The organism is Amycolatopsis sp. WAC 01416 (assembly GCF_003947485.1).
In the GTDB taxonomy this organism is placed as follows: Bacteria; Actinomycetota; Actinomycetes; order Mycobacteriales; family Pseudonocardiaceae; genus Amycolatopsis.
Genome location: NZ_QHHX01000001.1, coordinates 832862 through 849570, shown reverse-complemented (window position 1 = coordinate 849570; position 16709 = coordinate 832862). Strand labels below are relative to the sequence as shown.

General features: G+C 66.7%; 13 protein-coding genes. 4 read left to right on the top strand and 9 right to left on the bottom strand.

The window, feature by feature from the left end; translation table 11 throughout:
• The first annotated feature begins 6 nt into the window (after positions 1–6).
• Positions 7–1134: a hypothetical protein gene (locus tag DL990_RS04145; RefSeq protein ID WP_125797903.1), complete on the top strand. Its 1128-nt coding sequence runs from the start codon at positions 7–9 to the stop codon at positions 1132–1134.
• 5 nt (positions 1135–1139) lie between these two features.
• Here DL990_RS04145 and DL990_RS04140 read toward each other — a convergent pair whose 3' ends face one another.
• Positions 1140–2705: an exonuclease domain-containing protein gene (locus DL990_RS04140; protein WP_125797902.1), complete on the bottom strand. Its 1566-nt coding sequence runs from the start codon at positions 2703–2705 to the stop codon at positions 1140–1142.
• 416 nt (positions 2706–3121) lie between these two features.
• Here DL990_RS04140 and DL990_RS04135 point away from each other — a divergent pair, with 416 nt between their 5' ends.
• Positions 3122–3739: a thermonuclease family protein gene (locus DL990_RS04135; RefSeq protein ID WP_233620381.1), complete on the top strand. Its 618-nt coding sequence runs from the start codon at positions 3122–3124 to the stop codon at positions 3737–3739.
• Between the two features lie 36 nt (positions 3740–3775).
• Here the strand turns inward: DL990_RS04135 and DL990_RS04130 are convergent, their stop codons facing one another.
• The gene (locus DL990_RS04130; RefSeq protein WP_125797900.1) at positions 3776–4648 is read right to left on the bottom strand and encodes a hypothetical protein; all 873 of its coding nucleotides are present in this window, start codon (positions 4646–4648) and stop codon (positions 3776–3778) included.
• Positions 4649–8791, bottom strand: coding sequence for an AAA domain-containing protein (locus DL990_RS04125; RefSeq protein ID WP_233620380.1), 4143 nt, complete (start codon positions 8789–8791; stop codon positions 4649–4651). It lies immediately after the preceding gene.
• A 177-nt stretch (positions 8792–8968) separates the two neighbouring features.
• Here DL990_RS04125 and DL990_RS04120 point away from each other — a divergent pair, with 177 nt between their 5' ends.
• Together DL990_RS04120 and DL990_RS04115 are read left to right on the top strand one after the other, a co-directional pair.
• Complete coding sequence (locus DL990_RS04120; protein ID WP_016330621.1) at positions 8969–9595, top strand: response regulator transcription factor; 627 nt, start codon at positions 8969–8971, stop codon at positions 9593–9595.
• Positions 9595–11241: a hypothetical protein gene (locus DL990_RS04115; protein WP_125797899.1), complete on the top strand. Its 1647-nt coding sequence runs from the start codon at positions 9595–9597 to the stop codon at positions 11239–11241. Before DL990_RS04120 ends, DL990_RS04115 begins: the two co-directional genes overlap by 1 nt.
• Here DL990_RS04115 and DL990_RS04110 read toward each other — a convergent pair.
• From DL990_RS04110 to DL990_RS04090, 6 genes are all read right to left on the bottom strand, one after another.
• Positions 11201–13399, bottom strand: a complete 2199-nt coding sequence (locus DL990_RS04110; RefSeq protein WP_125797898.1) for a tetratricopeptide repeat protein — start codon at positions 13397–13399, stop codon at positions 11201–11203. The two genes, DL990_RS04115 and DL990_RS04110, sit on opposite strands and share 41 nt — an antisense overlap.
• Positions 13400–13472: 73 nt before the next feature.
• A complete protein-coding gene (locus DL990_RS41695) occupies positions 13473–13856 on the bottom strand; it encodes a hypothetical protein (protein WP_233620379.1) in 384 nt (127 codons plus the stop codon).
• Complete coding sequence (locus DL990_RS04105) at positions 13853–14746, bottom strand: haloacid dehalogenase-like hydrolase (RefSeq protein ID WP_233620378.1); 894 nt, start codon at positions 14744–14746, stop codon at positions 13853–13855. Before DL990_RS04105 ends, DL990_RS41695 begins: the two co-directional genes overlap by 4 nt.
• Before the next feature lie 42 nt (positions 14747–14788).
• Complete coding sequence (locus tag DL990_RS04100; RefSeq protein WP_125797897.1) at positions 14789–15397, bottom strand: histidine phosphatase family protein; 609 nt, start codon at positions 15395–15397, stop codon at positions 14789–14791.
• A 9-nt stretch (positions 15398–15406) separates the two neighbouring features.
• The gene (locus DL990_RS04095) at positions 15407–16027 is read right to left on the bottom strand and encodes a class F sortase (RefSeq protein WP_125797896.1); all 621 of its coding nucleotides are present in this window, start codon (positions 16025–16027) and stop codon (positions 15407–15409) included.
• Positions 16024–16632 (bottom strand): excalibur calcium-binding domain-containing protein, encoded by a 609-nt coding sequence (locus DL990_RS04090; protein WP_125780471.1) that lies wholly within the window; start codon positions 16630–16632, stop codon positions 16024–16026. Before DL990_RS04090 ends, DL990_RS04095 begins: the two co-directional genes overlap by 4 nt.
• Between the last annotated feature and the right edge of the window lie 77 nt (positions 16633–16709).

The following is a 16709-nucleotide window of genomic DNA, read 5'->3' as shown; positions in this document are numbered from 1 at the left end:
GCGGGTATGCCCGTATCCCGTGGCCGGAAGCCGAAGAAGAACTACAAGAAGCCGCAGGTCGTGGAGCCGGCGGCCCTGCCACGTTGGATGGACGAGTCGATCGAGACCGTCCTCGACGAGGCGGGCGGTCTCCTGAAGGCGCAAAACCCGCGCGAACTCGAGGAGGCGACGGCCTCGCTGCTCGGAGCCGAGCTGGACCGGGCGCTGCGGGGCGAGAACCACGGCCTGGACTTCGATCTGTTCTTCGAAGCCGTCGTGCTCGCGGCGGCGAACGCGGAGCCGCGCCAGGAGCTTTGGCTGCTGCTGCAGGGGATGAGCGCGATCTCCCCGCCGGGCTTCGAGTCGTTCGTGCGCGCGAGCGTGAGCAGGCTGCGGAAGGCGTTGCGGTCGGAAGTCCTGCCCGAATGGCCTCGGCTGGCCGCGAAGATCAAGGCGACCGGCGACGTCTGGGAACTCCAGGATGTCTACGGAACGCGCCTCGGCGTGTTCGCGACCTTCTCCTACCCAGGTGACGCGACCCCAACGGTCTACGTGTTCGAAGTCGACACGTCGTGGATCCCCCGCCTCAGTGGTGGTGGCGTCCACGACTCCCTCGACCAGGCGACCGAAGCATGGCGGAACCGTGTCGGCGGGGCGGCGGTGCCCGAGCCGATCACGGATCCGGGCCGTCTGGAAGGTCTCGCCAGCCGCTCGCTGGACATCATGGGTGACGAGTCCCGCTCGGTCCTCGACAATTGGTACCGCGCCGAGCGCCGGTTCCTGGCCCTCGACACCGCGTGGAAGAACCGCGGTATGCGCTTGCCGCCGATCCGGTCCTACTACTCCGGCGTCGACCCGACGGTGATGACCGTCCCCTTCAACGCCTGGCACCTCGAGACCTTCGGCAACGAGCCCGACGACCTGGTGGTGGAAGAGCTGGCCGCCGAATGGATGGAGGGGATCGTTCCCGCCACGTGGTTCGCCGTGTCGCCGGACCGGCTCGGCCACATCCGCGCACTGATCAGCGACTGGTCGGACGACCCGGTCCGCCCCGCCGCGCAAGCGCTGCTGCCGACGTGGGCGCGCTGGCTGGGCGAGCGGGCCGGTCTGCCGTCCACGCTGGTGGAAGCGATGGTCGCCGACGTGACGAAGTAACGTGGCTAGGAGCTGTTGGCGACGGGCTTTCGAACGCGAGGATCTTGCCCCTCCTCCGCGACCAACCAGCCGCCGAGCAAAAAGGCGAGGCCGATCGACGCACCGAGAATTCCCGCCCCCAACGGCGAGCCGCCGAACATGGCCACCACGACGATGAACATCACGAGCAGACCCAAGGCCATCATGAGACGGCCCAACACGAGAACACCTGTCGATTGCCCTCGTAGCGGCGCCTGCCGACCCGAACGAGGCGAGAGCATGGGACCCGGCTGCGAGGGCATCACAGCCGGCCGGCTCTTTCCGCTCGGTGAAGCTGCTGATGGCATGACCGCGATTGCAGGCGGAGGTGTTTCCACGGCTTCCGCGAAGCCAAGCACGACCGAACCGGCCACGAGATCGAGTACCTCCGCACCCAGCTCGGTCGCGCGCTTCAGCCGAGGCTCGTCAGGCGGAATCGTCGCGTCATGAACGAGGTGGGTCACTGATGCCGTCAGCTTCTTCGCGAGCCTCATGTTCCCGTCGAGGACCCTTGCCCTCATCTCATCGGCCTGGACGCTGGCGCCGAGGACAAGAACACGGACGGCGTCATTGCCGTCTTTGGCCGGTCGCATGCCGACAAGAATCCCCTCGGCCTGCAAGGCCTTCGCGACCTGCGACAGTTCACGCATCTCGGCATCGGTGACCACGCCATCGCTTTCCGCCACGGCTCGCAAAGCGGAAACGAAGTTCGTGTGGATGGAGCGAACGGCCTCGTCGGACAGTCCGGCTTCCGCCGCCAATGCCGCCAACGACCAGGTTTCGTCGGGCGAAATGTGCCGATCACCGACCGCCGCTGCGAGCAGGTCGAGATAGGCCTGGTCGACCGCGCCGGCCAGCGCAGGGTCGATCGGTACCCGTTCGACCGCCTCGGCCATCCAGCCTCCACTCGAAGCCGGAATCAGTCCCCGGGCAAGCGGGGAGCCTCCGGCCGCATAACGCGGCAGCGCAGGAATCCGAGGCGGCGTGACGAAGGCAAGGCCGTGCGCTCCGATCAGAAGGCCGGCTACGCGTGCCGTTACTCGCGCGGACGAGAGCGCGGATCGCGACACAAGACCATCGATACCGAAAGCATGCGCGACGGTGCCCAGGCGGTAATTCGGCAACCGGATCGCCGCCCGCACGGAATCTTTCGTACTGACTCCAGGAAGCATGGGTAGTTGAACGCCCGCCCTGGCCAGCTCCGCGGAAAAGAACTCTCCGACAAGAGACAAGTCGTGGGCCACAAGGACGCTACCTCTGCACAAATCCAGAGCCGGTCCCAGTATCGCTCCGAATGCGGGGGCCTTGTCCAACTCCTCACGAGAGATGCCGTGCGCCCATTCCCATCCAGGCGAGGTCCCCTGACCAGGATTGACGACGGTACCGAACTCGGCCAAGACCTGGCCATCGGATCGAAAGCGCACAGCGGCGAGCTCGATCACGCGACCTGGCCGCAGTCCCGTGGTCTTCACTTCCACGGCGGTGAACTCGGCCAACCGAGCAGGGAACCGCCCCTGCGCGTGCAGCTGGATCAGCTCGATCAAACCCGACATACAGCCCCACACCTTTTCATTCAAGTCACGAGATCCATGACATCGGCGGCAGAAGACCTTTCGTCACACCCGTTTCGCGGGAATCTTCTTTCGTGACGTGATTGTGACGCGCACTCGCGGCCGAATGGGTGATTATGTACAGTTGCGCACTCATCGCGTAACACCGATCGCAGGACGCACGAAGTCAGGATCGGTACATCGTGGCGCGGAAGAGGAATACCTGAATGCACCCCACTCCCCAACCTGCGCAACCGCGGAAAAGACGGTTGCCGAAGTGGCTCAAGATCACCCTCTCTGTCTTCGGCGTCCTGTTCGTACTCGGGGCGATATTCGGCAAGGGGCCCGCTCCGACGAGTGGGGCCACGATCGCTCAGCCAACGACCACGACGCCGGCACCGAGTACCAGCCCGGTGCCCATGACCTACGTCGTGACCGCCGTTTCCGACGCCGCCTCCCTCGAGATCGCAGCGAGCGATGGCACCAAGAGATCCGTACGCGTCTTCGGAGTCACCAGCCCGAAGACCGGAATCGGTTGTCATGCTGCTGAAACGCTAACGTGGGCTACGGCCACGCTAGTCAGCAAAGCCGTCCGGATCACCGCCGAAACCGCGCAAGGAGTGTCACTCGCCCTGGTGGCCGACGGCGTCGACTACGCGACTGCCGCGATCCAAGATGGATACGTCAAGTACGCCGCCGAGGCGGCTTCAGCCGCACTACAGGAAGCACAAACAGCGGCTCGTCAGGCAAGCAAAGGACTCTGGGGAGCCCCCTGCCTTGGCACGATCGACGCTCCCGCACCTCCCGCTCCCGCATCCCCGGCGCAACCGGCTCCCAAGGAAACACCCAAGCCGGAACCTGAACCTGCCCCAGAGCCGGAACCGGAACCGGAACCGGAACCGGAGCCGAACAAGAACGTCTACTACAAGAACTGCGCCGCAGCCAGGGCGGCCGGCGCCGCTCCGATCCACATAGGCGAACCGGGCTACCGGCCCGCTCTCGACGGAGACAAGGACGGCACCGCCTGCGACAAGTGACCCGAGGGGCCGCGCGGCTCGCGCAGCCCCTCGTTTCTATGCCTTGACCGGCGAGACGTTCTCTTCCAGGTCGTTCAACAAAGCATGAACGGGCGCCCAGCACAACATGACACTGTCCTGATCGAACCGCGGTCGTTCCGACAGTTCTTTACGAGGGTGGACGAAGTTTCGGAAATCTCGCACAGTATCCGTGAACTTCTTCGCGTCGAGCTGAATCCAGTCCTTGGCATGCGCTGTCTCGATCAGCAACTGCAAAGAAACACGATCGGCCTTCATGCGACCGCGCTGTTGCCCCCCGGGACGCTGCGTGATATCGGGAAAACCGTTCGTCCGCAAATCAGCGTCCCGCTCCGTCAGCAACGCGTGCAGGAGACCCTCCACCAGGCTCCCGATTCCGATGATGGCCATCGTGTACGCACCACCGGATTCGCAGATCCGAGTTTCCTCCAACCGTCTCATGAGCATATCGACGGTGCGCGAGTCTGCGATGAGTGCTTCGATGCGGCGACGGAAGTCAGGCGGTTCCGAATAGATCGGCTGGTCACCGTTCTTCCCTAGTTCCCCGAGCACCGGGCGGCCGGCGGCGAGGGCGACCACCAGCCCTTCCGCCTCGAGAATCGCGTTGACCTCGGCACGAAACACTTCGGAAGTGGCCGATCCGTCGTCGTACTCGATGGGATCGCAGACGCGGCAGATCAGCCGGGTGATCGCCGCTTGATCGTCCTGCCGATCCGTCAGTTGTTCCACGAACCAGGGGATCCTCGGCGAGCCATCGTATTCCGGCGGGGCGCTCCATCCTGCCTGCTTGAACAGCGCCGCCAGCTCGTAACCCTTCCGCTCGTAAGCGCCGCCATGGTCGACGACGACCTTGGCGAGCCGATCAACGGTTCGCGTATCCAGCGGGAACATTCAGTTCTCCTCCTTGTCGGCAAGGTGCTGCGCGATCTCGATGGCCTTGGTCAACCTCTCCACGATCACTGACCCACGCTTCCGGAAACCCAATTCGGCCATGGCTTCTTGAAGTCGGTCATCCCGATCGAGAAGAAGCCGATCGGTCATCAGCCACAGACAGAGCGCGATGAGCTGCCGTTCGGAGTACTCGGTGATCTTCAACCCGGCGGGGATCGGTGGTCTCGGCCCACGTGGGGAGACGATCGCGGCAGGTTCAGGCTCGACGACAGGTGGGCGTTCGGGCTCCGGTTCGGCACGTTCGTGCGCTCGACGCCAGGCGGCGACGATCTTGTCGGTCTCGCTCGCCGGGTCGGAGAACCAGGCGGAAGACCACAAGCGATGAAAGGTCCAGCCCAGCCGTTCGAGATGTGATTGCCGTAACCGGTCACGATCCCGCGCGCTCTGAGACGAGTGATACTGGTGGCCGTCGGCCTCCACCGCGAGAATCATCCTGCCAGGATCCTCGCTGTGGGCCAGCGCGAAGTCGATGCGGTAGCCGGAGAAACCCCATTGCGGCTGGACCGCGATTCCTCGATCCCGCAGTGCGTCATGGATCGCCCGCTCGAACCCGTTGAGCGTGGCGGCTGTCGGCCGCCCGACCTGTTCGACGTCGCCGAGGCGCTGCGCGAACTCCAGGTACCGGCGCAGCAATTCGGTGCCGGTGATGTCCTGCCTGGGTTCCAGGGCATCGGCGGTGAAGGACGAGACGACGATCATCCGCCGCTTCGCCCTGGTGACCGCGACGTTCAGCCTGCGATCGCTCCCCTGGTGATTGAACGGGCCGAAACTGGTGCGCGATACCCGCCCATTCGCCCCCTTGGCGACACCGATACTGAAGATGATGACGTCCCGTTCGTCACCCTGGACACTCTCCAGGTTCTTCACGAAGAACCGGCGGCCGAGTTCGATCTCATCCGAGAAGAACTCGTCGAGCTCCGGATGTTCCTTCCGTGCCTCCGACAACCGTCGCTGAATCCGTGCCTGATGTTTGCTTCCCAGGGTGATCACGCCCAGGCTCTCACCGGGGTGTTCGCGGAAATGTGCCAGTACGAGTTCGACGACCCGCTCGACCTCCGCCGGTGACGAGCCGTTCTGGCCAGGTGAAACCACCCCGTCGACCAGCTCCAGCGACACGGGACTCGCCTTCGCGGACCCCGGGAAGGTGACCAGGCCTTCCCGATAGATCTCCCGGTTCGAGAACGAGATCAGCCGCTCGTCCTCGCTCCGGTAGTGCCAGCTCAGCATCTGGCTGGCCGGGATGACCGGCCGAAGAGCGGTCAAGATGGACTCATAGTCGCTGAGATTGCCGTCGAGATCGTCGTCTTCCTCGTCTTCGACCGAGATGGCACGATCGAAGAAGTCCGACGGTGGCAGTTGCTTCTCGTCCCCGGCGACGACCAGGCGATCTCCGCGCATGATCGACGTGATCGCGTCCGGCGGCCGGATCTGACTGGCCTCGTCGAAAACGACGAGGTCGAACAGCCGTTTGGCCGGCAACATCCGGCTCACCACCAGCGGCGACATCGCCCAGCACGGCCGGAGCGCCAGCATCACGTCGGCGGCCTGTTCGACCAGTTTCCTGGTCGGCATGTGCCGGGTCTTGAGACTGGCTTGACGTTTCAGGATGCGAGCCTGTTCGGGATAGTCATCCTTGGCCGCACGCACATTCCGCGCGACCTGACGGCGCACTCGCCGTGCGGAGGTTTCTCGATGCTTGACATCGGCATCCTGGAACTCCGTGTTGACCCGGCTCTGCCGATCGGCGACGAACCGCGCGAGTTCGGGAACGCTGAGTTTGAACTCGTCGTCGAGTGACGTGAGCCAGCTTCGCCGGAACGCCTGCCAGGCTTCCTCGGAACCGAGGTCCCGGTCGGCGATCTGCTTGAGCAAATCCTGCAAGCCCAAGCTCTCGAAACGGCGGAGCGCGGCATTGAGCCCGGGCATCTTGAACAGCATGTCACGGTCGTCGCGAAGCGCATCCAGGTTCTGTTCGATTACTTCCGCCGGCCCAGACTCGAGGTCCGGCCGTTGCGCCGACAACGCGACAGAGGCCAACTGACGCCGCAGATCCGCGTAGTCGCGCATGACCTCCTGCAGCCCCACCACCGAAGACGGCTGAGTGTGCGCGCCACCGAGCTCGTGCCACCGATGGCGTTGCCGGAGAACCTCGCTCAAGGCGGCGTGCAGCGCGGGCTTCTTGGTCAACCCGTGCTTGGACATTCCCCGAAGCCGCTTCACGAGGTCTCGCCGCTGCTTCCATGGCAACTGCTGGGGATAACGCGCCCGTGCGGCCCGGTTCCCGGTCGCGTAGTGGAACTGGTCGAGGTGGACACCGAAGATGTCCTGTCCGAAGGCGTCGACGCTCCGTTCCACCGCGTCGAGGAGGGCCAGCACGTCCTGCCAGCCGACGATGTCCTGCGGCTTCCGTAAGCCGGTCTGCGCGAGCAACCGCTGCATGTTGTCCTGTCCGCGTTTCAACGTCTTGTCGGCGAGCTGGTCGAGCTCGGCCAACACGCGCCTGGCGTCCTGCTCGTTCCGCACAGGCGCCTTCGCCCATGGCGTGGAGTTCCGCAGGATCCTCAGTCCGCCCTCTTCCACGAAACTCTTGAGGTCGTTGCCGAAATGACGGACCGTCTCGCCGGTCAGCGCATGCAACTGCGCGGCACGAAACGCGATCGGGATCTTCGGCGCGGCGGTGAGATCGAGGAGCCGCTCCCGGACTTGGTAGGCGCTGAGTCCCCAAGGATCTCGGCGCCGATGAAGTTCATGCGAGTGGCGGATCAGCCGCTCCCGGGCGTGAATGAGCTTCTCGTGCAGCTCCTCCACCTCGACCGGCGGTTCTTTGGCGACTTGATCGAGGCTCTCGGCGAGCTGCTGAGCGATCCGGCGTTTGCTGATCTTGTCCTGGTGGAGGTCGAATATCAGGCCGTCGAGCTCGACTTCGTCGAGGCGATTCAGCACGGCTTCGATCGCTGCGCGTTTTTCGGCGACGAACAGCACCCGCTTTCCGGCTGCCGCGGCCCCGGCGATGATGTTGGCGATGGTCTGGCTCTTCCCCGTCCCGGGTGGCCCTTCGACGAAGAGATGCTGACCGCTCAACGCCGTCATGATGGCCCGGTGTTGAGAAGAGTCGGCGTCCTGAACCAGGAATTCGGCGTCTGGTCTCACCTGATCGACCAGCGGCAGGTTTGCGGCGGAGGCGTCCCGGTCAAGCGCTTCCTTGGCGGGTTGATAGCCGGCTAGCGCCGCGACGAGGTCGTGTTCCACTAGCAAGTCCATCGCGTTCGCGAGATCCTCGACCATCGGCAATTTCGCGTAGTTGAAGGCCCCGAGAACGGTCGCGTTCTCCAGCGTCAGGTCGACCTTCTGCGCGGCCGTTACGGCGGCAAGCCCGGCATGCACCCGTTCGACTTGAACATCGTGCGCGACCGCCGGGTCGAGGTGTGCTTCCAGCCGCTCGGTCAGCGTCGCGCGATCGAAGTCGATCCCGTAGTGGTGATTCAGGGCGTGTAACAGCACTGGATTGATCTCGGCTTCGTCAGTGATTTCCAGCGTGTAGTCGGTCTCGGAAGCCGTCCTGGCCTTGAGCGTGACAGGTCGGAGCAACAGCGGCGCGCGGAGCGGCTTCACAGGGCTCGTGCCGCGGTGCTGGTCCACCTTGGTCTGCACGAGGCCGAAGGCGATCCGGCCAACGTCGATCCCTTGCTCTTCGTCGAACAGCTGGATCCGCTTGGCCAGATCACGCGCTCTGGTCCGGGCGTCACGGTGAGCGGCCTCGCCGGGGAACAGCTGGCGCAGCCGGGTCTTGTTTCCTTTCGCCAGTTCGACGAGCGCGGCCGGCTCGGCGGTGGTCAGGTCCAGGCTGCCCACTTTGGCGTTCTTGAAGTACAGCATCGTGTTGCGAGGCCCGAAGTCGATCAGGCTGTCTCGCCATGCGGCCGCCTTCTCCGCTACGACGGCGTGACGCCGCGGATCCACCTGTGCGGTCATACCGCTTTCCCCTCGCAGAACGGTTGCGGACCTGGACGGGCGTACCGTCAGGGCCCGCCGTTCTGCGGCGAGCCCTATAGAATGCCACAGCCTCCGGCGACGCGGTAGCACGCAGCGCCGAGGATGCCGCTCCGAAAGACGATCACTCCCCTCCTTGGCCTAAGGGTCGTTCACCCGTGCGGAGACGTCACACTCTTGAACGAAGATCACTCAGATGGAGCCAGGCGACCACAGGGTGTGTCCAGGTCCAGCGGGTTCCGACGGCAATGTCACCAGTAACGTGGGGGTATGCCGATCCAGGTGCTGCTCATCGACGACCACGAGGTGGTGAGGCGCGGTCTGCGTGACCTCCTCACCGACGAGCCCGACATCGAGGTCGTCGCCGAAGCGAGCGGGGTCGACGAGGCCCTGGCCGTGGCGATGCACGTCGAGCCGGACGTCGCGGTGGTCGACGTGCGGCTCGGCGACGGTGACGGCATCGCGCTCTGCCGTGAGCTGCGCTCGAAGCCGAATCCGCCGCAGTGCCTGATGCTGACCGCGTTCGACGACGAGGAGGCCATGGTCGGCGCGATCATGGCTGGCGCCGCCGGGTACCTGCTGAAACAGGTCCGCGGTCAGGACGTCGTCAACGCGGTCCGTGAGGTCGCGGCCGGCCGGTCGCTGCTCGACCCGCTGTCGACGGCGCGGGTGCTCGACAAGCTGCGTCATCCGCCCGAGGACGAACTCGGTTCCCTCACCGAACGCGAGCGCGAGGTGCTGGACCTGATCGGGCAGGGCATGTCGAATCGCGAGATCGCGGAGCGCCTGTTCCTCGCCGAGAAGACGGTGAAGAACTACGTGACGTCGGTGCTCGCGAAGCTGGGCATGCAGCGCCGCACGCAGGCCGCGGCGTGGATCGCGCGCCGGGACAGGTAGTGCGCGAAAAAGGTACCCCCCCCCCGTCGTTTTGGGCGAAGGTCCCGGTTGACCCGGAATTCGATCAGTGGCTCACCATCGGCGTCGAACGCAAGGTCCTGGTCGTCGTCCGCACCGTCACGACGCTGACCAGGTTGCTGGACATCCTGTCGCTGATCGAGAACGACCGCCGTCTCCAGCTGGTCTTCACCTACGACGCGGACAGCACCGCGATCTTCGGCGCCGGCGTCCCCGAATTCCTCGGCACGCTCCGCGCCTCGGTCGTTCCGTGGCGGCAAGCCGTCCAAAGCCGCTTCGACCTGGTGATCGCGGCCAGCGAGAACGACGATCTCCATCTCTTCGACGCGCCGATCGTGCTGGTGCCGCATGGGATCGGCTACCAGAAGTACTACCCGCGGAGCCGGACGGTCGCCGGGATGAATCCGGACCGGCTCGTCCGCGATGGCCGGGTCGTCCCCGCCATGGTCGCGCTCTCCCATCCCGAGCAACGTGCCCACCTGCGGGAAGCGGGCTCGGACGCGGCGGCACGCGCGGTGATGGTCGGGGATCCGTGCCATGACCGCCTGCGCGCGGGCATCCATCGCGCTCCCGCCTATCGCGCGGCCTTCGGGGCTTCCGGCCACACGTTGGTGGTCATCGCCTCCACCTGGGGGCCTGGTTCCCTGCTGGGGACCGTGCCCGATCTCCCGCTGCGCCTGGTCTCCGAACTCGAGTACGACGGCTACCGCTGCTGCGCCGTGCTCCATCCGGGAATCACCTCGGCCCACAGCCCTTGGCAGGTCGACGCGTGGCTCTCCGAAGCGCGGCAAGCGGGCCTTCAGGTGCTCCCGCCCGAAGCCGGCTGGCAGGCCGCGCTCACCGCCGCTTCGTGTGTCATCTCGGACTTCGGTTCGCTGGCGCTGTACGCCGCCGCGGTCGACCGGCCGTTGCTCCTGATCGGCGACGGCGGCGAAACCATGGTTCCCGGTTCCCCCATCGAAGCGCTCGCCGAACGGACCGCGCGGCTCGATCCGGACGACGCGCTGGGGCCGCAGATCGATCTCGCGATCCGGCGGCACAGCCCCGGTGACCACGCGACCGTCGTCAAACAGGCCGTCGGCGCCGCGGACATGTCCGCCGAGCTGCTGCGGCCGTGGCTGTACCGGCTGATGAAGCTTTCCGAGCCCGCCACCGAAGCCTCGTTCCCGCCCCACGAGGTCCCTGACGTCGCGCCGCGGGAGGTCGCCACCTTCGTCGTCGGCGCGGAGGAGGCCGGGCCGGCGGTCAGGATCATGCGGTTCCCGAGTACCGGCCGACGGCACGATCTGGCGGGCAAACACCTGGTGGCGCACGAAACGCGGGCGACGCTGCGACAGCTGTCCGGCGCGGCGATCGTCTACCGCAGGCTGGAGGACCAGGAAGCCGAGGGCTTTCCCCAGTGGTCGGAGGAGATTCTCCGCCAGTGGCCGGACGCCGCCGTGGCCGCGGCGACCGTCGGCAGGAGCACTTGCCTGGTCCGCACCCGTGACGGTGACCGCCGGGAACTGACGCTGACGAACCCTTCCATCGACCCGCTGATCGCCGCCTCGCTGGCGTACCTCGGCCGGTTGTCGCCGACCGAATCGCTCAAGGTCGGCGACCGGCCGGTGACGATTCGAGTGCGGTGAAATACCGGTCGGCCCTGGGGTGACCGAGCTGAGTCGCGTCGTAGGCGAGACTCCCCCACACCTCGATCGCGCCGGGGTCACGTTCGGCGGTCATCAACCGTGCCTGTAGTTCCCTGAGTTCCCAGGCGTACTGGGTGGCTCGCTGCGACACCAGCTGATTCCACGCGGAGCCGAAGCGTGCCCGCGCTTCGGAAAGCTCGCCCAGCGCCAGGTAAGCGTTGGCGTAGACCATCTCGATCCGGGCCTGATTGCGCCCCTCGGCGGTCATCGTGCCGAGGACGGCGATCGCTTCGGCCGGTTCGCCGAGCTTGATCAGGACGTTCGCGAGCATCCGGGGATGGATGGCGAGAGCGGGGCCGTCTTCGAGTTCCGTGCTGAGCCCGCACGCGAGCCGGAGCTGGCGGGCGGCCTCCGAGAGTTCGCGCTCGATCTCCGCTTTCCCCGCCCGACGATGGACGAGCAGATCCGCGCGCTCCTCGTGGAACCGTCCCCGGAACTCCGCCAGCGACGCCCGCAGCGTGCGCCATCTGCGGTCCGCGATGCCCACCGCCGGGCCAGCCAGGATCTCCGCCGCCCGGTCGAGATCCTCCAGTGCGGCCGGGAACCAGCGAGCCAGGTACCGGGCTTTGCCCCGCATCATCAACGCACGCGGCAGCTGACCGGGCTTCGCGTCCTCGTCCGCCTCGACGGCTTTGACGGCCCAATCACTGATCTCGACGAATTCGCGCCAGTACCAACGTTTGTTCACCAGCGCTTCGAAGGCCCCGGCCAGTTGCAGGGTTTCCTTGTAGCGGCGGCGCAGATAGGCGAGCTTCACCAGCTCGCCGATCAGCGACCGGTGCCATTCCAGCCAGTCGATGTGATCAACCGCCAGTTCCCAAGTCCGCTTCGGCGGGACGACGTAGGTGCGCAGACGCCGGGGGTTCTCGCGGAAATCCGCCGCGACCGCCGTGTCCCGGACGTAGGCGAGCAGCCGGTCGAAGGCCGCGTCCCGATCCGCCGGCAGTTTGCGCGCGTAGTGCCCCACAAGGATTCTGAGCGAATACCAGTCACCGGACTGAACGGTCAGCTGCGCGGCGATCAGTTCGTCGAGGACCTTCGGATCGCCGGTCATCGCCGCCGCGGTGGCCCGGGTGAAGAAGCCACCGGGATGCTCGGCCAGCAGAGCGCAAGCGTCGGCAGCGGCATCGGAAAGCCGCGCGAACGTCCGCCGCATGGAATCCTGGATGGCGCCTTCGGCGTCGACGACACCCGTCGCGCGGTACTCGTCGAGCAACGTCGCCACCGGCCGGGTTTCCCCGGCACGACCGGCGAGGGTGACGCCGACCTCGCGGAGCGCGAGGGGCATCCGGTCGCAGAGGGCGATCAGCTGATCGGCCTCGACCGGTTCGTCCAGCGGCCGGACCTTGCCGCAGAAGTCCACGAGCAGCTGACGAGCACCTTCGACGTCGAGCCCGGACAACTCGATCGCGGTGGGGTCACACGCTTTCAGTTCGCGGCTGTACACCGAAGCCGTCGCCAGCACCAGGCTGGTGCGGAACCGGGTGAACAAGGCCGGCTCGGCCGCCAGCCGGACGTCGTCCAGGATCAGCACGAACGACCTGGTGACCAGCACGGACAGGAACTGCCTGTCCAGCTGCTCGTCGTCGACCGGGATCTCGCCGCGGGGAATCCCGAATTCTTCGAGCACGTACCGTTTCACGGCGGCGGCGTCGAATTCGTCGCCGTCGCGATACCGGGCGAGCGGCACCTCCACCCGGCCCGACGGGAAGTCTTCCTGGACCCTGTCGGCGAGCTGGCGGGCGAGTTCGGTCTTTCCCGAACCGCCAGGGCCGACGATCAGTTTCAGCCCTGTCCGCGGCGGGTCGGCGAGGATGGCGAAGTGGTTACGGAAGTTCTCGATGCCGGCCGTCGCCGTCGAAGCGTTTTCGGCGTGGAGTTCCGACACCGCCTCGATCAGGCGATCCGCCCACTCCTTGTCCGCGCGGGCGACGGCGAGGGCACGGGAACTCAGCGTGTCCTTTCCGGACTTGCCCGTCCCGAGCCGTTCCCTGAGCAGCGACACCACGTTCCGCCCGGCCGTGGACACGGCGCCCACCGCCGAGGTCGCGGCCGCTTTCGCGGCTTCGTCCACGACGACCTGCAACAGGTCAACCACGGCCTCCCCCTCACTCAGCCAAGAACGCCACGGTAGCAGCGGGGCGACCGAGCGTCACGCATCGTGAACCCGCTCAGGGATGCACGGTGTCGCGCTGATCAGGGATGACCGTGCCGTCGTCGCGCAGCACCGGGCCGTGCGTGCCGTCGGCGTTTTCGTACGCCGTCGTCGAGCACGGGTAAGCGCGGTTCAACGCGGGGAAGGGCTCGATGAACATCGGGTTCACCGCCCATTTCCCGTCCGCGTCGTCGTAGGCGCGGCACATCAGCTCGTCCTTGTTGCGGTTGAGCGTGACGCGGACTCCGGTGGCGTCGCGCAGCATCGTGACGTCGGTGGTCGCGTCGCCGCCGGCGAGCGCCTGCCGCCGGTCCGCCGGTGCCGCTTCCATCGCCTTCGCGCCGCGGATGCCGAGGATGCGTTCGTTGATGTAGCACCGTTTGCCGTCGATGTAGGTCATGATCTCGTCGGCGCCGTCGGCGTGCCCGCCGCAGCCTTCGAGGTGCCCGTTGATCCGGCCGTTCGTGGTCTGCGAGTAGATCCCGAGCGTGCGGCTCGGCGGGATGCCGACCGCCAACCCCAGACGTCCGCGAACTCCTTGGGCGAGGCGGAAACGACCCACGTCGAGAAGCCTGCTTTGTTCAGTGTCGCGATCAGGTCCTTGATCTCCGGGTAGTACCGGATCCACGCGACCTGCGTACTCGAACCGACCTTCTGGGTCGCCCCGATCGGCGCCAGCAGCGCCGCGGCCCTGGCCTGCCGGGCGATCGCGCGGACCTCGGACGGGCGGTATCCGGCGTTGATCTGCGCGACCCAGGCGTAGGCCGCCTCCATGTACCGCCGGTCGTTCCCCGCGAAGACCTCTTCGCCGGTGGTCGTCTTCGCGTTCTTCCGCACCGAGAGGAGCTCGTCGGCGCAGGCGACGTTCTCGCTGGTCGGAAGCGGTTTCCCGGCCGGAGTGGCGGTGCCGCACGCCTTGGTCAGCGCGTTCGCGCCGGCGTCGGTCATGAACCGGCTGGTCGTGCGCCAGTCCTTGTCGCGCGGTTGCAGGACCTTGTCGTGCCGGATCATCCAGAAGACGGTCTGGTCGGAGATGTCGTTCTTGATGACCGTGTTGTCCCAGTCGAACACCGCGATCGGCCGCTCGCCGTGCTCCGCGCCGCAGCGGCCGCGTTCGTCGATGACCTGCTGGATCTTCGCCGCGTTGTCGCCGTACCAGTGGTCGGCCAGTCGCAGCTGCGGGCAGCGCGACGTTGTCGACACGGTCGAAGCGGCGGACGTGCCGGGCACCGCCACCGGTACGACCGCCACGGCGGCGGCAAGGGCCACGGCTCGCAGGAACCTCGGCATGTCATCTCCCCACATCATGATCGACAGTTCGGGGAGATCCTGTCATTTCCCGGCGAGCGCCACGACCTGCCGGTTGTGGAAGTAGTCGTCCTCACGCAGCACCGTGACGCTGCCGGGTGAACCGCGGAAGTCGACGTACCCGGCCGACTCGAGCGGCATCCGGATCCAAGCGGCGATCACGAAGGTGAGCGCGCCGCCGTGTGTGACGACGATCTGGTGCTCGCAGCGGCTCTCCAGGATCGACTCCATGGCCGCGTACACCCTCGCGGCCATCGCGCCTTTCGTTTCGGCGCCGGGGATTCCTTCGTCGTGGCCGAGCCGGTCGCCGACGGCGGGAGGCGGGACGAACCGGCCGTCCAGCCACTCCTGCGGACGGCCACCGGCTTCTCCGTACGACTTCTCGCGCAGCCGCCGGTCGAGGATCGGTGTCACACCGAGCCGTTCGCCGATCAGTTCCGCCGTCCGGGCGGTGCGGCGCAGGTCCGAGGAGTAGAGCTCCACCTCTTCCGGCACCCTCGCGCGCAGCGACTCGACGACCGCGGCGGCCGCGCGTTCACCCGCGGGTGTGAGTTCGGCGTCGAACCATCCGCCCACGAGGCGGTCGACGTGATGGGTGGCCTCCGGATGCGTGACGACGTAGACGGTGCGCATGCCTCGAATCTAAGCGCGGGCGAGTTTCGCGTAGGCGATGACGTTGTCGAGGTAGTTGCCGGTCGAGGAGTCGAAATCACCGCCGCAGGTGATCAGGCGCAGTTCGGGCCCGGTCGTGTCGCCGTAAACCTTCTCCGTCGGGAACGACGCCTTCGAATGCCGTTCGACCGCGTACACGGTGAACACCGCGGTGCTCCCGTCCACGCGGTGGACGAGGGCTTCGTCGCCGGTCTTCAGTTCCTTGAGCCGGACGAAGACACCGGGGACCTTCTTGTAGTCGACGTGCCCGGCGAGGATGGCGGGCCCGGTCTCGCCGGGTGCCGGGCCGCCGGTGAACCAGCCGGTGGTGATCGCGTCCCGCGGCACCTGCAGGGTGCCGTCACCGGCCAGGCCGAGGTCGACGATCTCGCCGGTGCGGACCCCGATCGCCGGGATCTCGAGTCTCGCCGGTTTCGCGGGCGCGAGCGGCGGCACTTCCGCGACCGAAGACACCGTGGAGGGCGACGCCGGCGACGCGACCTTGCCCGGCGGCGGGACGGCGCACGCGGTCAGCGCGGCCGCGAGCACCACCCCGAGAAGTGTGCCGATGACCAGCGGAAACGGCCACCGGCGCCAGGAAGCGGAGGTCATCGTTCGGCACGCCGCCTGAGCACCAGGGACGCGCCCGCGGCTGTCGCGGTCAACAGCGCCGCGCCTGCCAGCGCGACCACGCCGATCTCCAGGGGACCACCGTTGGCTTCTCCGCCGCCGGTCGCGACCCCGCCGACCGGTTTGACCTTCACCTGGCCGGATTTCGCGGGTTCGCCGAACCGGGACTCGCAGGCGTATCCGTCGTGGTCACCGTCGAGCTTGTGCGGGTCTCGCGGGTTTTTCTTGAGCTCGGCCTGTGCGGCGGCCTGCGAGGGGAAATCGGCGCAATCCTTGTCGGCGGATTGCGCCGGTTTGGTTTCCGTGACGATCGGCGGAACGGTGGGAGTGATCGTTTTGGTCGGCGCCGTTCCGCGTTTGGGCAGCGTTTCGCAAGCGATTCCGTCGTTGTCTTCGTCCAGGCGGTGCGGATCGGACCGATCTTTTTCGAGTTCGGCCTGTGCCTCTTCCTGGTACCGGAAGTCGCCACAGTCGAGATCGGCGATCGCGGGCGCCTCCACCAGCGCGAACGCGACGGAAGCGGGGCCGAACAAGGAGAATCCGGCAAGGATGGCGGCCGTGCCGATGGCGCGACGAACCGAGGACATGGGGAGTCCTTTCACTGGGAATCCGCGCTGCGAGCGCGTTCGATGCACTTAGAATCGCGCACCGGCCCCAGCCGTTA

What these genes read in the sequence shown, in the direction of transcription:
- DL990_RS04120 (WP_016330621.1), top strand. Translation starts at nt 8,969, where the DNA reads ATGCCGATCCAGGTGCTGCTCATCGACGACCACGAGGTGGTGAGGCGC.
- DL990_RS41695 (WP_233620379.1), bottom strand. Translation starts at nt 13,856, where the DNA reads ATGACCTACATCGACGGCAAACGGTGCTACATCAACGAACGCATCCTC.
- DL990_RS04145 (WP_125797903.1), top strand. Translation starts at nt 7, where the DNA reads ATGCCCGTATCCCGTGGCCGGAAGCCGAAGAAGAACTACAAGAAGCCG.
- DL990_RS04130 (WP_125797900.1), bottom strand. Translation starts at nt 4,648, where the DNA reads ATGTTCCCGCTGGATACGCGAACCGTTGATCGGCTCGCCAAGGTCGTC.
- DL990_RS04095 (WP_125797896.1), bottom strand. Translation starts at nt 16,027, where the DNA reads ATGACCTCCGCTTCCTGGCGCCGGTGGCCGTTTCCGCTGGTCATCGGC.
- DL990_RS04100 (WP_125797897.1), bottom strand. Translation starts at nt 15,397, where the DNA reads ATGCGCACCGTCTACGTCGTCACGCATCCGGAGGCCACCCATCACGTC.
- DL990_RS04140 (WP_125797902.1), bottom strand. Translation starts at nt 2,705, where the DNA reads ATGTCGGGTTTGATCGAGCTGATCCAGCTGCACGCGCAGGGGCGGTTC.
- DL990_RS04105 (WP_233620378.1), bottom strand. Translation starts at nt 14,746, where the DNA reads ATGCCGAGGTTCCTGCGAGCCGTGGCCCTTGCCGCCGCCGTGGCGGTC.
- DL990_RS04135 (WP_233620381.1), top strand. Translation starts at nt 3,122, where the DNA reads ATGACCTACGTCGTGACCGCCGTTTCCGACGCCGCCTCCCTCGAGATC.
- DL990_RS04090 (WP_125780471.1), bottom strand. Translation starts at nt 16,632, where the DNA reads ATGTCCTCGGTTCGTCGCGCCATCGGCACGGCCGCCATCCTTGCCGGA.